This is a genomic window from Streptomyces sp. NBC_01261, assembly GCF_036226385.1.
In the GTDB taxonomy this organism is placed as follows: domain Bacteria; phylum Actinomycetota; class Actinomycetes; order Streptomycetales; family Streptomycetaceae; genus Streptomyces.
In genome coordinates this window covers 4,960,399-4,978,454 of sequence record NZ_CP108463.1, presented here as the reverse complement: position 1 = coordinate 4,978,454, position 18,056 = coordinate 4,960,399, and the positions used below count along the sequence as shown (strand labels likewise).

The following is an 18,056-nucleotide window of genomic DNA, read 5'->3' as shown; positions in this document are numbered from 1 at the left end:
CTAATCATCGGTACGAGCACCCTTTGGGGGAGCGATGTCACAGCCAACCGCACCGCGCGGGGGAATGGTCTGGGCCCTCGTCATCACCAGTGTCGCCGGGTTCATGGCGGCCCTGGACAACCTCGTCGTCACCACCGCCCTGCCGTCCATCCGCAAGGACCTCGGGGGCGCGCTGGGCGACCTGGAGTGGACCGTGAGCGCCTACACGCTCACCTTCGCCGTCCTGCTGATGTTCGGCGCGGCGCTCGGCGACCGGTTCGGGCGCCGCCGGCTCTTCATCGTCGGCATCACCGTCTTCACCGTCGCCTCCGCCGCCGCGGCCATGGCGCCCGGGATCGACTCCCTGATCGCGGCCCGCGCGGTCCAGGGTGTCGGCGCGGCGATCATGATGCCGCTGACCCTGACCCTGCTGACGGCGGCCGTACCCGCCGCCAAGCGCGGGATGGCGTTCGGCATATGGGGCGCGGTGAACGGGCTCGCCGTCGCCTCAGGACCCCTCATCGGCGGCAGCCTCACCGAGCACATCTCCTGGCACTGGATCTTCTGGCTGAACGTTCCGCTCGGCCTGGCCCTGATCCCGCTCGCCCGCCTGCGCCTCTCCGAGTCCCACGGCACCGGCGCCCCGCTCGACTTCCCGGGCACCCTGCTCGCCAGCGGCGGCCTCTTCGGGATCGTCTACGGCCTGGTCCGCGGGCCCGCCGACGGCTGGACCAGCTCGCTCGTCCTCACCGGGCTGTTCGCGGGCGGCGCGCTGTTCGCCGGGTTCATCATCTACAGCGTCAACGCCAAGAACCCCATGCTCCCGATGCGGCTGTTCCGCTCCCGCGCCTTCTCCGGGATCAACGCGGCGAGCCTGTTGATGTTCCTCGGGATGTTCGGGTCGATCTTCCTGCTCAGCCAGTACATGCAGGGCGTCCTCGGCTACTCGCCCACCGAGGCGGGCCTGCGGATGCTCCCCTGGACCGGCATGCCGATGCTCGTCGCCCCCGTCGCCGGCATCCTCTCCGACCGCATCGGCGGCCGCCCGGTCGTCGCCGCGGGCCTCTTCCTCCAGGCGGCCGGCCTCGGCTGGATGTCCTACGTGGTCACCACCGACGTCTCCTACGGCGCCCAGCTGCCCGGCCTGATCCTCAGCGGCATCGGCATGGCCCTGTTCTTCGCACCGGCCTCCAACCTGGTCATGTCCAGCGTCCGCCCCCAGGAACAGGGCATCGCCTCCGGCGCCAACAACGCGCTCCGCGAGGTCGGCGGCGCCCTCGGCATCGCGATCATGGCCTCGATCTTCTCGGCCCAGGGTGGTTACCAGACGGCCCAGACCTTCGTCGACGGCCTGAAGCCCGCGCTGGTCACCGGGGCGGCGGTGGTCGCCCTCGCGGGAGTCGCGACGCTGCTGATCCCGACCCGGCGGCGGGCGGCGGAGCTTGCGGCGACGTCCGCGTCCGCTGAGTCGGTGGGGGCTTCCGAGTCCGACTCGGTACTGGAGAACGCCGGTCGCTGACCGGGATGCCTGTGCACGCACGCGTGGGGCCCCGCCGTTGTCGGTGGGGCTTCACGCGTGCGTGCGGCTTGGTTGGCGGGGCTGTGTGGGTGGGGCTGTGTAGGTGGGCGGGCTCGGTGGCGGGGCTTCGTGCGGGTGAGCGGCTTCGTCGGTGGGGTTCTGCCTGGGCAGGCGTCTGCTGTTGCCGGGGGAGCTTCACGCGCGCGTGGGGTCGGCATTGTGGGTGGGGCTCCACGCGTGCGTGCGGGCGTCCGGCTTCGGTGGTGGGGTTCTACGGGTGGGTGCGTTCGGCTTCGCCGCGGGCGCTGAGGTGGTGGTGGCCGGGGAGTCGGCCGCGTGGGGACGCGTGGCCGGGGTGGGGGCGGAGGACAGTGGCGGATGCGGTGCATCGCGCTGGGCGGGTGTCTCGTGCCCGGAGGCCGTGCCGGTGCCGGACGCGCGTTGCGCGGCGCACGTGCTGTAGGGCGCCCGCTCGACGGCGGTTGGGGGACCCGGGCCGGACACTTGCCTTGTGCTGAGGCGTGTTGCCTTGTTCCGGGTGGGGTCTCTTGCCCGCGTCTGGCGCGTGTCCTGTACCGGATGCCTGACTCGTGCTGGGCGGGTGTGTCCCGGGTGGGTTGCCGGTGCCGGGCGTTCTCCTGGCCGCAGAGGCGGTGCCCTGTGGCGGAGGCGTGCCTCATACCGGGTTCGGCACCAGTGCTGGATGTGCGCCTGCATGTCACGCGCTGCTGGTGCCGGCCCCCTGCCCGGCAGCAGACGTGGTGCCTGGCGCCGGACGCGTACCTGTGCCCCATTGGTGCCCTGCGCGCCTCGGCGCTGGAAGCCCGCTCCACGCTGCCTGTCCCGCACGCGTAGCCCCGCCTCCATCAGATGCACCACCCCCGCTCGCACCACCCGCACTGCCACCGGGCCCGTACCCCCACCCCCCACCCAAATGACCAGCCCGACCCAGCCACCCCCAGCCTTGTCAGTCCCGTCTCGTACTCTTGGCCCCGTGCAGGAACTTCACGACGCTCCCCTCGCCCCCCTCACCACCTTCCGGCTGGGTGGTCCCGCGACCCGGTTGATCACCGCGAGCACCGACGCCGAGGTGATCGACGCCGTGCGCGCGGCCGACGACGCGGGGACGCCGTTGTTGGTCATCGGGGGCGGGTCGAACCTCGTCATCGGGGACAAGGGGTTCGAGGGCACAGCCCTGCGGATCGCCACCCGTGGCTTCGAACTCGACGGTACGCGGCTGGAGTTGGCGGCCGGTGAGGTGTGGACCGACGCTGTCGCCCGCACTGTGGAGGCCGGTCTTGCCGGTGTGGAGTGCCTCGCCGGGATTCCCGGGTCGGCCGGTGCGACCCCGATCCAGAACGTGGGGGCGTACGGGCAGGAAGTCTCCGCCACGATCACCGAGGTCGTCGCCTACGACCGCACCACCCGCGAGACGGTCACCCTCACCAACGAGGAGTGCGCCTTCTCCTACCGGCACAGCCGGTTCAAGGCCGAGCCCGAGCGGTATGTCGTGCTCCGCGTCCGCTTTGAACTGGAGGACGCGGACGGGCTGTCGGCGCCCGTGAAGTACGCCGAGACGGCCCGTGTCCTCGGGGTCGAGCCCGGTGATCGGGTGCCGTTGGCGCAGGCCAGGGAGACCGTGCTCGCGTTGCGTGCCGGGAAGGGCATGGTTCTTGATCCCGAGGACCACGACACCTGGTCGGCCGGTTCCTTCTTCACCAACCCGATCCTCACCGACGCGCAGTTCACCGCGTTCCACGCGCGCGTGGCGGAGCGTCTCGGGGAGGGCGTGGAGCCGCCCGCGTACCCGGCGGGGGAGGGGCACACCAAGACCTCCGCCGCCTGGCTGATCGACAAGGCCGGCTTCACCAAGGGGTACGGCAGCGGACCCGCCCGGATCTCCACCAAGCACACCCTCGCCCTCACCAACCGGGGTGAGGCGACCACGGCCGACCTGCTCGCCCTCGCGCGTGAGGTCGTCGCCGGGGTCCACGACACCTTCGGGGTCACACTCGTCAACGAACCGGTGACCGTCGGCGTCAGCCTCGACAGCCAGTAGAACCCCCTCGGCCGGCCTCAATAGGCCAGCCCCACGCCCTGTTTCACCGTCCGGGGGTCGTCCGTCATCGTCAGCATCGCGTGGGCGACATCGGCCCGCGCGATGAACCGGCCCTTGTCAGGGAAGCCACCCACGACCGTGCGGTACGTGCCCGTCACCGGCTTGTTCTGCAGGCGTGGCGGGCGGACGCTCGTCCAGTCCGTGGCGCTGGCGGCGAGGGCCGCCTCCATCTCCCGTAGGTCGTCGTAGACGTCCTTCAGGAGGGCCGAGATCAGCCCGCGCGCGGTGCGGTCCAGGAGCCCCGCGCCCTCCGGGTCCGGGCCGATCGGACCGGCGCTCACCACCAGCACCCGGCGCACTCCCTCCGCCTCCATGGCCGTCAGGACCGTCCGCGTGAGCCGGGTCGCGATCCCCGCGTCCTTGCGGCTGCGCGCGCCGAGCCCGGACAGGACCGCGTCCCGGCCCGCGACCGCCGGGCGTACCGCCTCCGGGTCGGTGAGGTCCGCGCGGAACACCTCCAGGCCCGCGCCTCGCGCGGTCAGCCGTGCCGGGTCCCGTACGACCGCCGTGACCTCGTGGCCACAGGCCAGTGCCTGGCGGACGATCTCCTGGCCGATGCCTCCGGTGGCACCGAAAACGGTGAGCTTCATGGCGCACTCCTGCCCCTGGACGAGGTGGGTGAGTGTTTACTCACCCCTGTCTCCCTCTAGAGTGAGTAAGCACTCACCCACCCGTCAAGCCCGAACGGACCGGTCATGGAATCCTTGGGCCCCATGCAGCAGAAACAGGCCCCGGAGCCCGCCGCGCAGAAACCCGCTCGGGTCCGCGTCCTCGACGCCGCCCACGAGTTGATGCTCACCGTCGGCCTGGCCAAGGCGACCACCAAGGAGATCGCGAAGGCCGCCGGCTGCTCCGAAGCCGCGCTCTACAAGTACTTCGCCAGCAAGGAGGAGCTGTTCATCCGCGTCCTCACGGAACGGCTGCCCCAGCTGACGCCACTCCTGCGCAGCCTCGCCGCCGAGCCCGGACAGCACTCCCTGGAGGACAACCTCACCGAGATCGCCCGCCAGGCGGCCCTCTTCTACGAGCAGAGCTTCCCGATCGCGGCCTCCCTGTACGCCGAGACCCAGCTCAAGCGGCGCCACGACGAGGCCCTGCGGCAGCTCGGCTCGGGCCCCCACAAGCCGATCGAGGCCCTGGACGCCTATCTGCGCGCCGAACAGGCCGTCGGCCGCGTCCACCCCGACGCGGACACCTTCGCGGCCGCGTCGCTCCTCCTGGGCGCCTGCGCACAGCGCGCGTTCGCCTACGAGGCCGCGGGGACCGGCCTACGGCCGCCCGTGGACGAGTTCGCGCCCCGCCTGGCCCGGACGCTGCTGGGCGGAATCTCCGTTGCCGAGAACCCCTCCTGACCGGGACCGTTGCCCCATGAGGCACCCCATATGGAGCTGAGACTCCGCCAGTTCAGACCCCGGTTCGGCCCGCACGAACACCGTGTCGTCCAGCCCGGGCAACCCCTGCGCCACACCTCACTGCGCGACCCGGCGCCGTACGGGATGCTCCTGGGGGACCACGACGGGCTGAGCCGGCTGGCCGGGCTGTTCTCGTTCGCCGCGTACTCCCGGCACACCGTCGTGCACGTCCCGCTGCGGGACGGGGTGCCGCCCGACGAGGGGTGCGGGGAACTGGTCGATCTGGTCGTGGCGCACCAGGAGGCGGGCCTGCGCCCCTCCAAGTGGCCCGAACTGCGCCGCGCGCTGGGGCACGGTACGCCGCTCACCGTGCGCACGGACGAGGCCCGTACCGAGCGCCACGCGCGCGCGTGGGAGGAGCGGCCGTACGACCGTGGACAGTTGCGGCACACCACGCGCGCGCGTACGTACTTCCTCATCGGCGACCGTGACGTCCTCGCCGCCACCGCCATGTCCTTCGCCTACGCGGCCGGCTGGGGGCCGCGGGAGAAGGGGGTCGTCAAGGGGCGGTCGGCGTTCATGACCTCCCTGGGCGGCGAACTGGTCCCCTACCGGGACGGCTCGCGCCACCCCGAGCTCGCGATCTGTTTCAAGCCGTATCCGCCCTACGCCCACTTCAAGAGACCGGGGCACTGAGCCAGTCGTCGACGCCCGACAGGAGCTTGGTCTTCATGTCCTCCGGGGCGGCCGATCCGCGGACCGACTGCCGGGCCAGTTCGGCCAGTTCGCGGTCCGAGAAGGAGTGGTGGCGGCGGGCGATCTCGTACTGGGCGGCCAGCCGGGAGCCGAACAGGAGGGGGTCGTCGGCGCCGAGGGCCAGCGGGACGCCCGCTTCGAAGAGGGTCCTCAGGGGGACGTCCTCGTGCTTCTCGTAGACGCCCAGGGCCACGTTCGACGCGGGGCACACCTCGCAGGTGATGCCCCGGTCGGCGAGCCGCTTCATCAGCCGCGGGTCCTCCGCCGCGCGCACCCCGTGGCCGACCCGGGTCGCGTGCAGGTCGTCCAGGCAGTCCCGCACCGAGGCCGGGCCGGCCAGTTCGCCACCGTGCGGCGCCGACAGCAGACCGCCCTCCTGGGCGATCGCGAAGGCCCGGTCGAAGTCCCGTGCCATACCGCGACGTTCGTCGTTCGAGAGGCCGAAACCGACCACTCCACGGTCCGCGTACCGCACGGCCAGCCGGGCCAGCGTGCGCGCGTCCAGGGGGTGCTTCATCCGGTTCGCGGCCACCAGCACCCGCATCCCGAGCCCGGTCTCGCGGGAGGTCGTCTCCACCGCGTCCAGGATCACCTCCAGCGCCGGGATCAGCCCGCCCAGGCGCGGGGCGTACGACGTCGGGTCCACCTGGATCTCCAGCCAGCCCGAGCCGTCCCTGACGTCCTCCTCGGCGGCCTCGCGGACCAGCCGCTGGATGTCCTCGGGCTCCCGCAGGCACGACCGCGCCGCGTCGTACAGCCGCTGGAAACGGAACCAGCCCCGCTCGTCCGTCGCCCGCAGCCTCGGCGGCTCCCCGCTGGTCAGCGCCTCGGTCAGGGCGTCGGGCAGGCGTACGCCGTACTTGTCGGCGAGCTCCAGCACGGTGGTCGGCCGCATCGACCCGGTGAAGTGCAGGTGCAGATGGGCTTTCGGCAGTTCAGCGACATCACGTACACGCTCCATCTGGGAATCCTGCCGTACGTTTCCGCCGTTCCGGTACCACTTTCCTCGATCGTGGTCTTGCTCGCACAAAGCAGCGGGCCGCCTCCCCGGAGGGAAACGGCCCGCACACGCGCGTGGAGCACGAGGAACGTCAGTCCTTGGCCTCCGCCAGCAGCTTCTGGATACGGCTGACGCCCTCGACGAGGTCCTCGTCACCCAAGGCGTACGACAGCCGCAGGTAACCGGGGGTCCCGAAGGCCTCGCCCGGGACGACCGCGACCTCCGCCTCCTCCAGGATCAGCGCGGCCAGCTCGACCGAGTCCTGCGGGCGCTTGCCGCGGATCTCCTTGCCGAGCAGCGCCTTGACCGACGGGTACGCGTAGAACGCGCCCTCGGGCTCCGGGCAGAGCACGCCGTCGATCTCGTTCAACATCCGCACGATCGTCTTACGGCGGCGGTCGAAGGCCTCGCGCATCTCCGCCACGGCCGTCAGATCACCGGAGACGGCGGCCAGCGCGGCGACCTGGGCCACGTTGGAGACGTTCGAGGTGGCGTGCGACTGGAGGTTGGTCGCGGCCTTGACGACGTCCTTCGGGCCGATGATCCAGCCCACCCGCCAGCCGGTCATGGCGTACGTCTTGGCGACGCCGTTGACCACGATGCACTTGTCGCGCAGCTCCGGGAGGATCGCGGGCAGCGAGGTGAACTTGGCGTCGCCGTAGACGAGGTGCTCGTAGATCTCGTCCGTCATGACCCACAGGCCGTGCTCGACGGCCCAGCGGCCGATCGCCTCGGCCTCGGCCTCGCTGTAGACGGCGCCGGTCGGGTTGGACGGCGAGACGAAGAGGACGACCTTGGTGTTCTCGGTGCGGGCCGCCTCCAACTGCTCGACCGTGACGCGGTACCCGGTCGTCTCGTCGGCGACGACGTCCATGGGGACACCGCCCGCGAGCCGGATCGACTCCGGGTACGTCGTCCAGTACGGCGCCGGGACGATGACCTCGTCGCCCGGGTCGAGGATCGCGGCGAAGGCCTCGTAGATGGCCTGCTTGCCGCCGTTGGTGACCAGGATCTGCGAGGCGTCCACCTCGTAGCCCGAGTCGCGCAGCGTCTTCGCGGCGATCGCGGCCTTCAGCTCCGGCAGACCGCCGGCCGGGGTGTAGCGGTGGTACTTGGGGTTCGAGCAGGCCTCGATGGCGGCCTGGACGACGTAGTCCGGGGTCGGGAAGTCCGGTTCACCCGCGCCGAAGCCGATCACCGGACGTCCGGCGGCCTTGAGGGCCTTTGCCTTGGCGTCCACGGCGAGGGTGGCGGACTCGGAGATCGCGCCGACTCGGGCGGAGACCCGGCGCTCGGTGGGAGGGGTTGAGGCGCTCATGGGGCCCATCGTTTCAGACCGGAAACCCGCCCGGCACACCGGTTTCACAGACTGAACAGGATCGGGCGAGCGTTGAACAACCGTCCGGATTCCCGCCCCGGCCTGGGCGATCTTCCTCCGGCAATCCCCGGACAGGCACTTTCTGTTCGACGACCGGCCCCGGAGCACGTACACTCCTAGCTCGTTGGCCTTCAACAGCCGCGCCCTATCAGGTGCACACCGAGCACTCGGGCGGATGCGGTACGTTGGGGACGTCACAAAGGGTCGTAGCTCAATTGGTAGAGCACCGGTCTCCAAAACCGGCGGTTGGGGGTTCAAGTCCCTCCGGCCCTGCTACACACACCTTCACCAGGATGTGTGCGCAGCGCATGTACGTACAGCAATGCACCGCCGTGCGGCTCAGACCGGGCGCGGCACGGCCACGACCCGGGAACAGGTGAGGATGAATGGCGGACGCCGTGGGCTCCATCGACATGCCTGATGCCCAGGACGAGGTGTCGGAGTCCAAGAAGAAGGCCCGCAAGGGTGGCAAGCGCGCCAAGAAGGGCCCGCTGAAGCGCCTCGGCATCTTCTACCGCCAGATCGTCGCGGAACTCCGCAAGGTCGTCTGGCCGACCCGTAACCAGCTGACGACGTACACGACGGTCGTCATCGTCTTCGTCGTCATCATGATCGGTCTCGTGACCGTGATTGACTATGGACTCAATCACGCCGCGAAGTACGTCTTCGGCTGAGGCCGGAAGCGAAGGGCGCCTTGACCGGCGCCCCTTTCGCGTGTTCCACCCCCATGTATCCAGGAAGAAGCAGCCACGTGTCTGACCCGAACCTGAACGAGGCCGTCGAGCCGGACGAGTCCGTGGAAGACGAACTCGACATCGTCGAGGGCGCGGACGAGGAGCTGGACGAGGTCGAGGCTGCGGACGCCGACGCGGGCGAGCCGGCCGAGGAAGTCGCCGTACACGTCGAGGACGAGGACGCGGAAGCGACCGAGGACCTGGACGACGAGGCCACGGCCGAGGACGACGAGGAAGAGGCCGAACCGGCCGAGCCCGTCGACCCCGTCGTCGCCCTGCGTGAGGAACTGCGTCTCCTGCCCGGCGAGTGGTACGTCATCCACACGTACGCCGGTTACGAGAACCGCGTGAAGACCAACCTGGAGCAGCGCGCCGTCTCGCTGAACGTCGAGGACTTCATCTTCGCGGCCGAGGTGCCGCAGGAAGAGGTCGCGCAGATCAAGAACGGCGAGCGCAAGACGATCAAGCAGAACAAGCTCCCGGGCTACGTCCTGGTCCGCATGGACCTGACGAACGAGTCCTGGGGCGTCGTCCGCAACACCCCCGGTGTCACCGGCTTCGTGGGCAACGCCTACGACCCGTACCCGCTGACCCTGGACGAGATCGTCAAGATGCTCGCCCCGGAGGCCGAGGAGAAGGCCGCGCGCGAGGCGGCCGAGGCCGAGGGCAAGCCCGTTCCGCAGCGCAAGGTCGAGGTCCAGGTGCTGGACTTCGAGGTCGGCGACTCGGTCACCGTCACCGACGGTCCGTTCGCGACGCTGCAGGCGACCATCAACGAGATCAACGCCGACTCGAAGAAGGTCAAGGGTCTCGTCGAGATCTTCGGCCGCGAGACGCCGGTGGAGCTTTCGTTCGACCAGATCCAGAAGAACTAGTACTTCGGCTGCGCGTGCGTGGGGGCTGGTCGCGACCACGCGACGGTAGTCGCATATCGACACAGCCTCGCGCCCCTGGTGGGTCAGGTCAGGCGGGTTCCCAGTGGACCCCCTGACCTTTCTCGTTTTTGGGCACGGCCCCTTACCCGTTATTGTTGTGCGGTATGCCTGCGTGCGGGAGAACAACCCGGGTGCAGGCAGGACCCGAACGAGAGGACCCGGAGAGCAATGCCTCCCAAGAAGAAGAAGGTCACGGGGCTCATCAAGCTCCAGATCAACGCCGGTGCGGCGAACCCGGCCCCGCCGGTCGGCCCCGCGCTCGGTCAGCACGGCGTCAACATCATGGAGTTCTGCAAGGCCTACAACGCGGCGACCGAGTCGCAGCGTGGCTGGGTGATCCCGGTGGAGATCACGGTCTACGAAGACCGCTCCTTCACCTTCGTCACCAAGACTCCGCCGGCCGCCAAGATGATCCTCAAGGCCGCCGGTGTCGAGAAGGGCTCGGGCGAGCCGCACAAGACCAAGGTCGCCAAGATCACCCAGGCGCAGGTCCGTGAGATCGCCACGACCAAGCTTCCCGACCTGAACGCCAACGACCTGGACGCCGCGTCGAAGATCATCGCCGGCACCGCCCGTTCCATGGGCATCACGGTCGAGGGCTGACCTTCACCTCGTAGGAAAGACCGTGGCAGGGCCTGCTCGGCCCACACCACGACTCCTCAAGAACACACACAGGAGCAGTAGTGAGCAAGCGCAGCAAGTCTCTCCGCGCTGCGGACGCCAAGATCGACCGGGAGAAGCTCTACGCCCCGCTCGAGGCCGTCCGTCTCGCCAAGGAGACCTCCACCTCCAAGTTCGACGGCACCGTCGAGGTCGCCTTCCGTCTGGGTGTCGACCCGCGCAAGGCGGACCAGATGGTCCGTGGCACCGTGAACCTCCCGCACGGCACCGGCAAGACCGCCCGGGTCCTGGTCTTCGCGACCGGTGACCGTGCCGAGGCCGCGCTCGCCGCGGGCGCCGACATCGTCGGTTCCGACGAACTCATCGACGAGGTGGCGAAGGGCCGGCTGGACTTCGACGCCGTCGTCGCCACCCCGGACCTCATGGGCAAGGTCGGCCGCCTGGGCCGCGTGCTCGGTCCCCGTGGTCTGATGCCGAACCCCAAGACCGGCACCGTGACGCCGGACGTGGTCAAGGCCGTCAACGAGATCAAGGGCGGCAAGATCGAGTTCCGCGTCGACAAGCACTCGAACCTGCACTTCATCATCGGCAAGGCGTCCTTCGACGACACCCAGCTGGTGGAGAACTACGGCGCGGCCCTGGACGAGATCCTCCGTCTGAAGCCGTCCGCCGCCAAGGGTCGCTACATCAAGAAGGCCGCGATCAGCACCACGATCGGCCCCGGCGTTCCGCTCGACCCGAACCGCACCCGCAACCTCCTCGTCGAGGAGGACCCGGCCTCCGTCTGAGCCCCGCGCTCACTCCGGTAGCCGCGTCCAGCGCGCGTCAGGATTCAGCGAGCCCCGCAACCTTCGGGTTGCGGGGCTCGTCCTCTTTTCGGACGGGGTGTCAGTGCGCTGCGCTAGCGTTTCCGGCAGGCACAGCAATCGCATAGGGGTGGGGACGAATGAAGAGCACGACCGTGCGCCGGGTGGGTCTCTCGATCGCGATGGCCACCGCGCTGGCCTCGGTGGCCGCCTGCGGCTCCTCGGGGTCCTCCGGGGGCTCCGGCAAGGACGACAAGGCCGTGGGCAAGGGCTCGACCCGGGTGAGCCCCATAGCGGCCCTGCGCAGCGCCGAGCAGTCCACCGACAAGGCGGACTCCGCGAAGGTCGAGTCCTCCACCGTGATGGGCTCCCTGATGTCCATGGACGCCAAGGGCAGCCTCGGCTGGGGCGACGGCATCACCGGCGTCCTCACGATGACGTACACCGGCGGCACGATGGCCCAGACGATGCGCGCGGCCGGCAGCACGTCGATGGAGGCCCGCTATCTGCCCGACGCCTACTACGCGAAGATGGGCGACAAGTTCGCCGAGCAGGCGGGCGGCAAGCACTGGCTGAAGTACGCGTACGACGACCTGGCCAAGCTCGGCGGCAGCTCCGGCGCGTACCTCAAGGACCAGATGCAGAACTCGACGCCGAACCAGTCGGTGAAGCTCCTGCTCGCCTCCGGGGACGTCAAGAAGGTCGGTACGGAGTCGGTCCGCGGCCGGCAGGCCACGCACTACTCGGGCACGGTGAACGTCGCCGACCTCGCCGCCAAGAACTCCAACCTCACCGCCAGCCAGCTCGCCGGCCTCAAGAAGCAGCTCACCGCGGCCGGCGTCACCACGGAGCAGGTCGACATCTGGGTCGACGCCCAGAACCTGCTGGTCAAGAAGGTCGAGAAGGGCCAGATGTCCTCGGGCCAGTACAGCCAGACCGCCTACTACAGCGACTACGGCGTGAAGGTCGACGCGACCGTGCCCCCGGCGAGCGACACCGAGGACTTCACGGCCCTGCTGAAGCAGCAGGGCCTGACACCGGGCAGCGCCGACACGGCGACGGGGTCCGGCACGAGCTCCTGAGCGGACGACAACTCCGGCCGGGCGCGAGTCCGGCCAGGGCCGACTCCGGTCGGGGCCAAGAGACTTCGGGGGGCCAACGGGAGCTTGCCGAGGCGCACGGGAATTCGCCGGGCTCGCCGCCCTGCTCGTCGCCTTCGCTACGGCGGCGAAGGAGACCGAGAAGGGCGCCGGCAAGGGCCGGGCGGCGCTGTACGTCGGCAAGGTCGCCCTCGCCGATGTCAAGGTCACCGGGGAGCGGCGCGAGGCGAGCGTCGAGCGGTGCGCGGGGATGGGCGCCGGTGGGCTGACCTTGGACTTGCGGGTCGACGGCGACGGCCGCACCAGGCCGTTCCGGATGCGCGGTGAGGGTGACAAGGGCGCGCTCGACATGACGGTCGCCGAGCTGATGAAGGATGCCCGGGGCTGAGCCGTACGGGCGGATTTGCTTCCGTCCGTGGCGCTCGCGTACGGTGGTCCAGAAGCCAAAGACCGCTGGTCGTTGCCGTGCCTGTCAAAGGGTGTGGTGACCGAAGGATCCGCTGAACAGTGGACGACCCGCGCAGGTGAACTGGATGTGTTCCCGGAAATGCTGTTTCCGGTCGAGCTACGCCCCGTGCGCCTGCGCCGGGGCGTTTTTTCTGTCCCAGCCCCTTCTGAGCGGTCCTCATCACCCGGAAGGAGGCCGACGCTCTATGGCAAGGCCCGACAAGGCTGCCGCGGTAGCCGAGCTCGCGGACCAGTTCCGCGACTCGAACGCCGCCGTGCTGACCGAGTACCGGGGTCTCACCGTGGCGCAGCTCAAGACGCTGCGTCGTTCGCTCGGTGAGAACGCCCAGTACGCCGTGGTGAAGAACACGCTGACCAAGATTGCGGCCAACGAGGCCGGGATCTCTACGCTCGACGACCTGTTCAACGGTCCGACGGCGGTCGCCTTCATCACCGGTGACCCGGTGGAGTCGGCGAAGGGTCTTCGTGACTTCGCCAAGGACAACCCGAACCTCGTCATCAAGGGCGGTGTCCTTGACGGCAAGGCGCTGTCCGCCGACGAGATCAAGAAGCTCGCGGACCTTGAGTCCCGCGAGGTTCTGCTCTCCAAGCTGGCGGGTGCCTTCAAGGGCAAGCAGACTCAGGCTGCGCAGCTCTTCCAGGCGCTTCCGTCGAAGCTCGTCCGCACGGTGGACGCCCTTCGCGCCAAGCAAGAAGAGCAGGGCGGTGCCGAGTAATTCGGCTCGCAGCATGACCGCCGCCTGAGGCTCCGCGCCCCACGGCAACGGTCGTAGCGGGCCGAACGTACGCCCGCCAGACATGTACACACCGGCACCAGCCGAAATTAGTGGAAGGAAGCCATCGTGGCTCTCACCCAGGACGAACTGCTCGCCGAGTTCGAGACGATGACCCTCATCCAGCTTTCCGAGTTCGTGAAGGCGTTCGAGGACAAGTTCGACGTCACCGCCGCCGCCGCGGTCGCCGCTGCGCCGGCCGGCCCGGCCGCCGCTGCCGAGGTCGCTGAGGAGCAGGACGAGTTCGACGTCATCCTCACCGGCGCCGGCGAGAAGAAGATCCAGGTCATCAAGGTCGTGCGTGAGCTGACCTCGCTGGGTCTCAAGGAGGCCAAGGACCTCGTGGACGGCGCTCCGAAGCCGGTCCTCGAGAAGGTCGCCAAGGACGCCGCCGAGAAGGCCGCCGAGTCCCTCAAGGGCGCCGGCGCCTCGGTCGAGGTCAAGTAACACCGTCGAGGTCGTGAACGAGGTCCCAAGGACCTTGTAACGCCTCAGCACTGAAGAGCGATCATCCATCTGGGTGGTCGCTCTTCGGCGTTCCTGGGTCGGGTGAGCGGCAGCCTTGCGATCAGGGGTTCGCGGAGTATGGTGATCTTCTTCGGGCCTCCGAGCATCCCTGGTGGCATGTGGTGTAGGCCATGGAGGCCTTGACGAACCGCACGCAGCGCGCAATTCTCAGGACGCGTCGTCACAACGATCCGAATCCGAGGCATGGATCGGCGGCGAAGAGGGCAGTATCAACGCGTTGAGGACGTGAGCTTGCCGAGGGTGTTGAGCACGACGAGGGTCTCAAAAAAGCGGGGCTGGACATCAGTGCGCCAAGTGGCTACACTGACCCTTTGCGCTGCCTGTTAGCTGCTCCCTGCCCGTCACCAGGGGCATGCCCTCACTTGAGCATCGATGACCGGACCAACTCTGACCTGGCCTTTCCGGGCCGTCTCAGGAAGTCCATGTCTCTTTGCCCCTGCGAGGGGCCGGTACGCGCGTAGTGAGTCCGAGCCCTCGGAAGGACCCCCTCTTGGCCGCCTCGCGCACTGCCTCGACCGCGAATATGAACAACGGCGCCAGCACCGCCCCGCTGCGCATCTCCTTTGCAAAGATCAAGGAGCCCCTCGAGGTTCCCAACCTGCTCGCGTTGCAGACCGAGAGCTTCGACTGGCTGCTCGGCAACTCCGCCTGGCAGAGTCGGGTCGAGGCGGCTCTGGAGTCGGGTCAGGACGTCCCCACGAAGTCCGGTCTGGAGGAGATCTTCGAGGAGATCTCTCCGATCGAGGACTTCTCCGGGTCGATGTCGCTGACCTTCCGCGACCACCGTTTCGAACCTCCCAAGAACAGCATCGACGAGTGCAAGGAGCGCGACTTCACGTACGCCGCCCCGCTCTTCGTAACCGCTGAGTTCACCAACAACGAGACCGGCGAGATCAAGTCCCAGACGGTCTTCATGGGCGACTTCCCGCTCATGACCAACAAGGGCACCTTCGTCATCAACGGCACCGAGCGTGTCGTCGTGTCGCAGCTGGTCCGTTCGCCGGGCGTCTACTTCGACTCCTCGATCGACAAGACGTCCGACAAGGACATCTTCTCCACCAAGGTCATCCCGTCCCGGGGTGCCTGGCTGGAGATGGAGATCGACAAGCGCGACATGGTCGGTGTCCGCATCGACCGCAAGCGCAAGCAGTCCGTCACCGTCCTGCTCAAGGCTCTCGGTTGGACGACCGAGCAGATCCTGGAGGAGTTCGGCGAGTACGAGTCCATGCGCGCCACCCTGGAGAAGGACCACACCCAGGGCCAGGACGACGCGCTCCTCGACATCTACCGCAAGCTGCGTCCGGGCGAGCCCCCGACCCGCGAGGCCGCGCAGACGCTTCTTGAGAACCTCTACTTCAACCCGAAGCGCTACGACCTCGCCAAGGTCGGCCGCTACAAGGTCAACAAGAAGCTGGGCAGCGAGGCCCCGCTGGACGCCGGTGTGCTGACCGTCGAGGACATCATCTCGTCGATCAAGTACCTGGTGAAGCTGCACGCCGGCGAGACCGAGACGGTCGGGGACAACGGCACGACGATCGTCGTCGAGACCGATGACATCGACCACTTCGGCAACCGTCGTCTGCGCAACGTCGGCGAGCTCATCCAGAACCAGGTCCGTACGGGCCTGGCGCGTATGGAGCGAGTCGTCCGCGAGCGGATGACGACCCAGGACGTCGAGGCGATCACGCCGCAGACCCTGATCAACATCCGGCCGGTCGTCGCCTCCATCAAGGAGTTCTTCGGCACCAGCCAGCTGTCGCAGTTCATGGACCAGAACAACCCGCTGTCGGGTCTCACCCACAAGCGCCGCCTGTCGGCTCTTGGCCCGGGTGGTCTCTCCCGCGAGCGGGCCGGCTTCGAGGTCCGTGACGTGCACCCCTCGCACTACGGCCGCATGTGCCCGATCGAGACCCCTGAAGGCCCGAACATCGGCCTGATCGGCTCGCTCGCCTCCTACGGCCGGGTCAACGCGTTCGGTTTCGTCGAGACGCCGTACCGCCGGGTCACCGACGGTGTCGTCACCGACGAGGTCGACTACCTGACCGCCGACGAAGAGGACCGATTCGTCATCGCGCAGGCCAACGCGCCGCTGGGCGACGACTTCCGGTTCGAGGAGTCCCGCGTCCTGGTCCGCCGTCGTGGCGGAGAGGTCGACTACGTCCCCGGTGACGACGTCGACTACATGGACGTCTCCCCGCGCCAGATGGTGTCCGTCGCGACCGCGATGATCCCCTTCCTGGAGCACGACGACGCCAACCGTGCCCTCATGGGCGCGAACATGATGCGTCAGGCCGTGCCCCTCATCAAGTCCGAGGCGCCGCTGGTCGGCACCGGTATGGAGTACCGCTGCGCGGTCGACGCCGGTGACGTCCTGAAGTCGGAGAAGGACGGTGTGGTCCAGGAGGTCTCCGCGGACTACATCACCACCGCCAACGACGACGGCACGTACACCACGTACCGCCTCGCGAAGTTCTCCCGTTCCAACCAGGGCACCTCCGTCAACCAGAAGGTTGTCGTGGACGAGGGCGCCCGGGTCATCGCCGGCCAGGTGCTGGCCGACGGCCCGGCGACCGAGTTCGGCGAGATGGCGCTCGGCAAGAACCTGCTCGTGGCGTTCATGCCCTGGGAGGGTCACAACTACGAGGACGCGATCATCCTGTCGCAGCGCCTCGTACAGGACGACGTCCTCTCCTCGATCCACATCGAGGAGCACGAGGTCGACGCCCGTGACACCAAGCTGGGCCCCGAGGAGATCACCCGGGACATCCCGAACGTCTCCGAGGAGGTCCTCGCCGACCTCGACGAGCGCGGCATCATCCGTATCGGTGCCGAGGTCGTCGCCGGCGACATCCTCGTCGGCAAGGTCACGCCCAAGGGCGAGACCGAGCTGACCCCCGAGGAGCGCCTGCTCCGCGCGATCTTCGGTGAGAAGGCGCGCGAGGTGCGCGACACCTCGCTGAAGGTGCCGCACGGCGAGATCGGCAAGGTCATCGGCGTCCGCGTCTTCGACCGCGAGGAGGGCGACGAACTGCCGCCCGGCGTCAACCAGTTGGTCCGGGTGTATGTTGCGCAGAAGCGCAAGATCACCGACGGCGACAAGCTGGCCGGCCGCCACGGCAACAAGGGTGTCATCTCCAAGATCCTGCCGATCGAGGACATGCCGTTCCTTGAGGACGGCACCCCGGTCGACATCATCCTGAACCCGCTGGGTGTCCCGTCCCGAATGAACCCGGGACAGGTCCTGGAGATCCACCTCGGCTGGCTCGCCAGCCGCGGCTGGGACGTCTCCGGCTTCAGCGAGGACTGGGCGAAGCGCCTTCAGGTCATCGGCGCCGACCAGGTCGCGCCGGGTACCAACGTCGCGACCCCGGTCTTCGACGGTGCCCGCGAGGACGAGATCTCCGGTCTCTTCCAGGCCACGATCCCGAACCGCGACGGCGACCGGCTGGTCAAGCCCTCCGGCAAGGCCAACCTGTTCGACGGCCGCTCCGGCGAGCCGTTCCCGGAGCCGGTCTCGATCGGCTACATGTACATCCTGAAGCTGCACCACCTGGTCGACGACAAGCTGCACGCCCGTTCGACCGGTCCGTACTCGATGATCACCCAGCAGCCGCTGGGTGGTAAGGCGCAGTTCGGTGGTCAGCGCTTCGGCGAGATGGAGGTGTGGGCGCTTGAGGCTTATGGCGCCGCTTACGCCCTCCAGGAACTGCTGACGATCAAGTCCGACGACGTGACCGGCCGCGTGAAGGTCTACGAGGCCATCGTCAAGGGCGAGAACATCCCCGAGCCCGGCATCCCCGAGTCCTTCAAGGTGCTCATCAAGGAGATGCAGTCGCTCTGCCTGAACGTGGAGGTGCTGTCCAGTGACGGTATGTCCATCGAGATGCGTGACACCGACGAGGATGTCTTCCGCGCAGCGGAGGAGCTCGGCATCGACCTGTCCCGGCGTGAGCCGAGCAGCGTCGAAGAGGTCTGACGGGAGTCCGGA

General features: G+C 68.6%; 16 protein-coding genes and 1 tRNA gene. 14 read left to right on the top strand and 3 right to left on the bottom strand.

Annotated elements, in window-relative coordinates:
* The first annotated feature begins 34 nt into the window (after positions 1 to 34).
* Together OG226_RS21750 and OG226_RS21745 are read left to right on the top strand one after the other, a co-directional pair.
* The gene (locus OG226_RS21750) at positions 35 to 1,498 is read left to right on the top strand and encodes a DHA2 family efflux MFS transporter permease subunit (RefSeq protein WP_328680168.1); all 1,464 of its coding nucleotides are present in this window, start codon (positions 35 to 37) and stop codon (positions 1,496 to 1,498) included.
* Between the two features lie 934 nt (positions 1,499 to 2,432).
* Positions 2,433 to 3,557 (top strand): UDP-N-acetylmuramate dehydrogenase, encoded by a 1,125-nt coding sequence (locus OG226_RS21745; protein ID WP_443066901.1) that lies wholly within the window; start codon positions 2,433 to 2,435, stop codon positions 3,555 to 3,557.
* Between the two features lie 17 nt (positions 3,558 to 3,574).
* Here the strand turns inward: OG226_RS21745 and OG226_RS21740 are convergent, their stop codons facing one another.
* Positions 3,575 to 4,207 (bottom strand): NAD(P)-dependent oxidoreductase, encoded by a 633-nt coding sequence (locus OG226_RS21740; protein ID WP_329349763.1) that lies wholly within the window; start codon positions 4,205 to 4,207, stop codon positions 3,575 to 3,577.
* 123 nt (positions 4,208 to 4,330) lie between these two features.
* Between OG226_RS21740 and OG226_RS21735 the strand changes: the two genes are divergently transcribed.
* Entirely contained in the window at positions 4,331 to 4,969 is a 639-nt protein-coding gene (locus OG226_RS21735; protein ID WP_328680165.1) for a TetR/AcrR family transcriptional regulator, read from the top strand.
* A 30-nt stretch (positions 4,970 to 4,999) separates the two neighbouring features.
* Complete coding sequence (locus tag OG226_RS21730; protein WP_329349762.1) at positions 5,000 to 5,665, top strand: hypothetical protein; 666 nt, start codon at positions 5,000 to 5,002, stop codon at positions 5,663 to 5,665.
* Here the strand turns inward: OG226_RS21730 and OG226_RS21725 are convergent.
* Together OG226_RS21725 and OG226_RS21720 are read right to left on the bottom strand one after the other, a co-directional pair.
* Complete coding sequence (locus OG226_RS21725; RefSeq protein ID WP_329349761.1) at positions 5,646 to 6,686, bottom strand: adenosine deaminase; 1,041 nt, start codon at positions 6,684 to 6,686, stop codon at positions 5,646 to 5,648. The two genes, OG226_RS21730 and OG226_RS21725, sit on opposite strands and share 20 nt — an antisense overlap.
* A gap of 130 nt (positions 6,687 to 6,816) precedes the next feature.
* Positions 6,817 to 8,043 (bottom strand): pyridoxal phosphate-dependent aminotransferase, encoded by a 1,227-nt coding sequence (locus tag OG226_RS21720; RefSeq protein ID WP_328680162.1) that lies wholly within the window; start codon positions 8,041 to 8,043, stop codon positions 6,817 to 6,819.
* A gap of 260 nt (positions 8,044 to 8,303) precedes the next feature.
* Between OG226_RS21720 and OG226_RS21715 the strand changes: the two genes are divergently transcribed.
* The 10 genes from OG226_RS21715 (at position 8,304) to rpoB (ending at position 18,044) form a co-directional block, all read left to right on the top strand.
* Positions 8,304 to 8,376, top strand: a tRNA-Trp gene (locus tag OG226_RS21715).
* Positions 8,377 to 8,489: 113 nt separating this feature from the next.
* Positions 8,490 to 8,777, top strand: coding sequence for a preprotein translocase subunit SecE (secE, locus tag OG226_RS21710; RefSeq protein ID WP_019055477.1), 288 nt, complete (start codon positions 8,490 to 8,492; stop codon positions 8,775 to 8,777).
* A 77-nt stretch (positions 8,778 to 8,854) separates the two neighbouring features.
* On the top strand, positions 8,855 to 9,712 hold the full coding sequence (nusG, locus tag OG226_RS21705; protein ID WP_329349760.1) for a transcription termination/antitermination protein NusG: 858 nt from the start codon (positions 8,855 to 8,857) through the stop codon (positions 9,710 to 9,712).
* A 228-nt stretch (positions 9,713 to 9,940) separates the two neighbouring features.
* Positions 9,941 to 10,375, top strand: a complete 435-nt coding sequence (gene rplK, locus OG226_RS21700; protein WP_019072313.1) for a 50S ribosomal protein L11 — start codon at positions 9,941 to 9,943, stop codon at positions 10,373 to 10,375.
* A gap of 80 nt (positions 10,376 to 10,455) precedes the next feature.
* Complete coding sequence (rplA, locus tag OG226_RS21695) at positions 10,456 to 11,181, top strand: 50S ribosomal protein L1 (RefSeq protein ID WP_328680160.1); 726 nt, start codon at positions 10,456 to 10,458, stop codon at positions 11,179 to 11,181.
* Between the two features lie 158 nt (positions 11,182 to 11,339).
* Positions 11,340 to 12,281, top strand: a complete 942-nt coding sequence (locus tag OG226_RS21690; RefSeq protein ID WP_329349759.1) for a hypothetical protein — start codon at positions 11,340 to 11,342, stop codon at positions 12,279 to 12,281.
* 268 nt (positions 12,282 to 12,549) lie between these two features.
* A complete protein-coding gene (locus OG226_RS21685) occupies positions 12,550 to 12,687 on the top strand; it encodes a hypothetical protein (protein WP_329349758.1) in 138 nt (45 codons plus the stop codon).
* 265 nt (positions 12,688 to 12,952) lie between these two features.
* On the top strand, positions 12,953 to 13,483 hold the full coding sequence (rplJ, locus tag OG226_RS21680) for a 50S ribosomal protein L10 (protein ID WP_019055481.1): 531 nt from the start codon (positions 12,953 to 12,955) through the stop codon (positions 13,481 to 13,483).
* A gap of 123 nt (positions 13,484 to 13,606) precedes the next feature.
* Positions 13,607 to 13,987 carry a 50S ribosomal protein L7/L12 gene (rplL, locus tag OG226_RS21675; protein WP_327407127.1) on the top strand — a complete coding sequence of 127 codons (381 nt, stop codon included), beginning with the start codon at positions 13,607 to 13,609 and terminating at the stop codon, positions 13,985 to 13,987.
* Between the two features lie 571 nt (positions 13,988 to 14,558).
* Positions 14,559 to 18,044, top strand: a complete 3,486-nt coding sequence (gene rpoB / locus OG226_RS21670; RefSeq protein WP_328680158.1) for a DNA-directed RNA polymerase subunit beta — start codon at positions 14,559 to 14,561, stop codon at positions 18,042 to 18,044.
* The last annotated feature ends 12 nt before the right edge of the window (positions 18,045 to 18,056 follow it).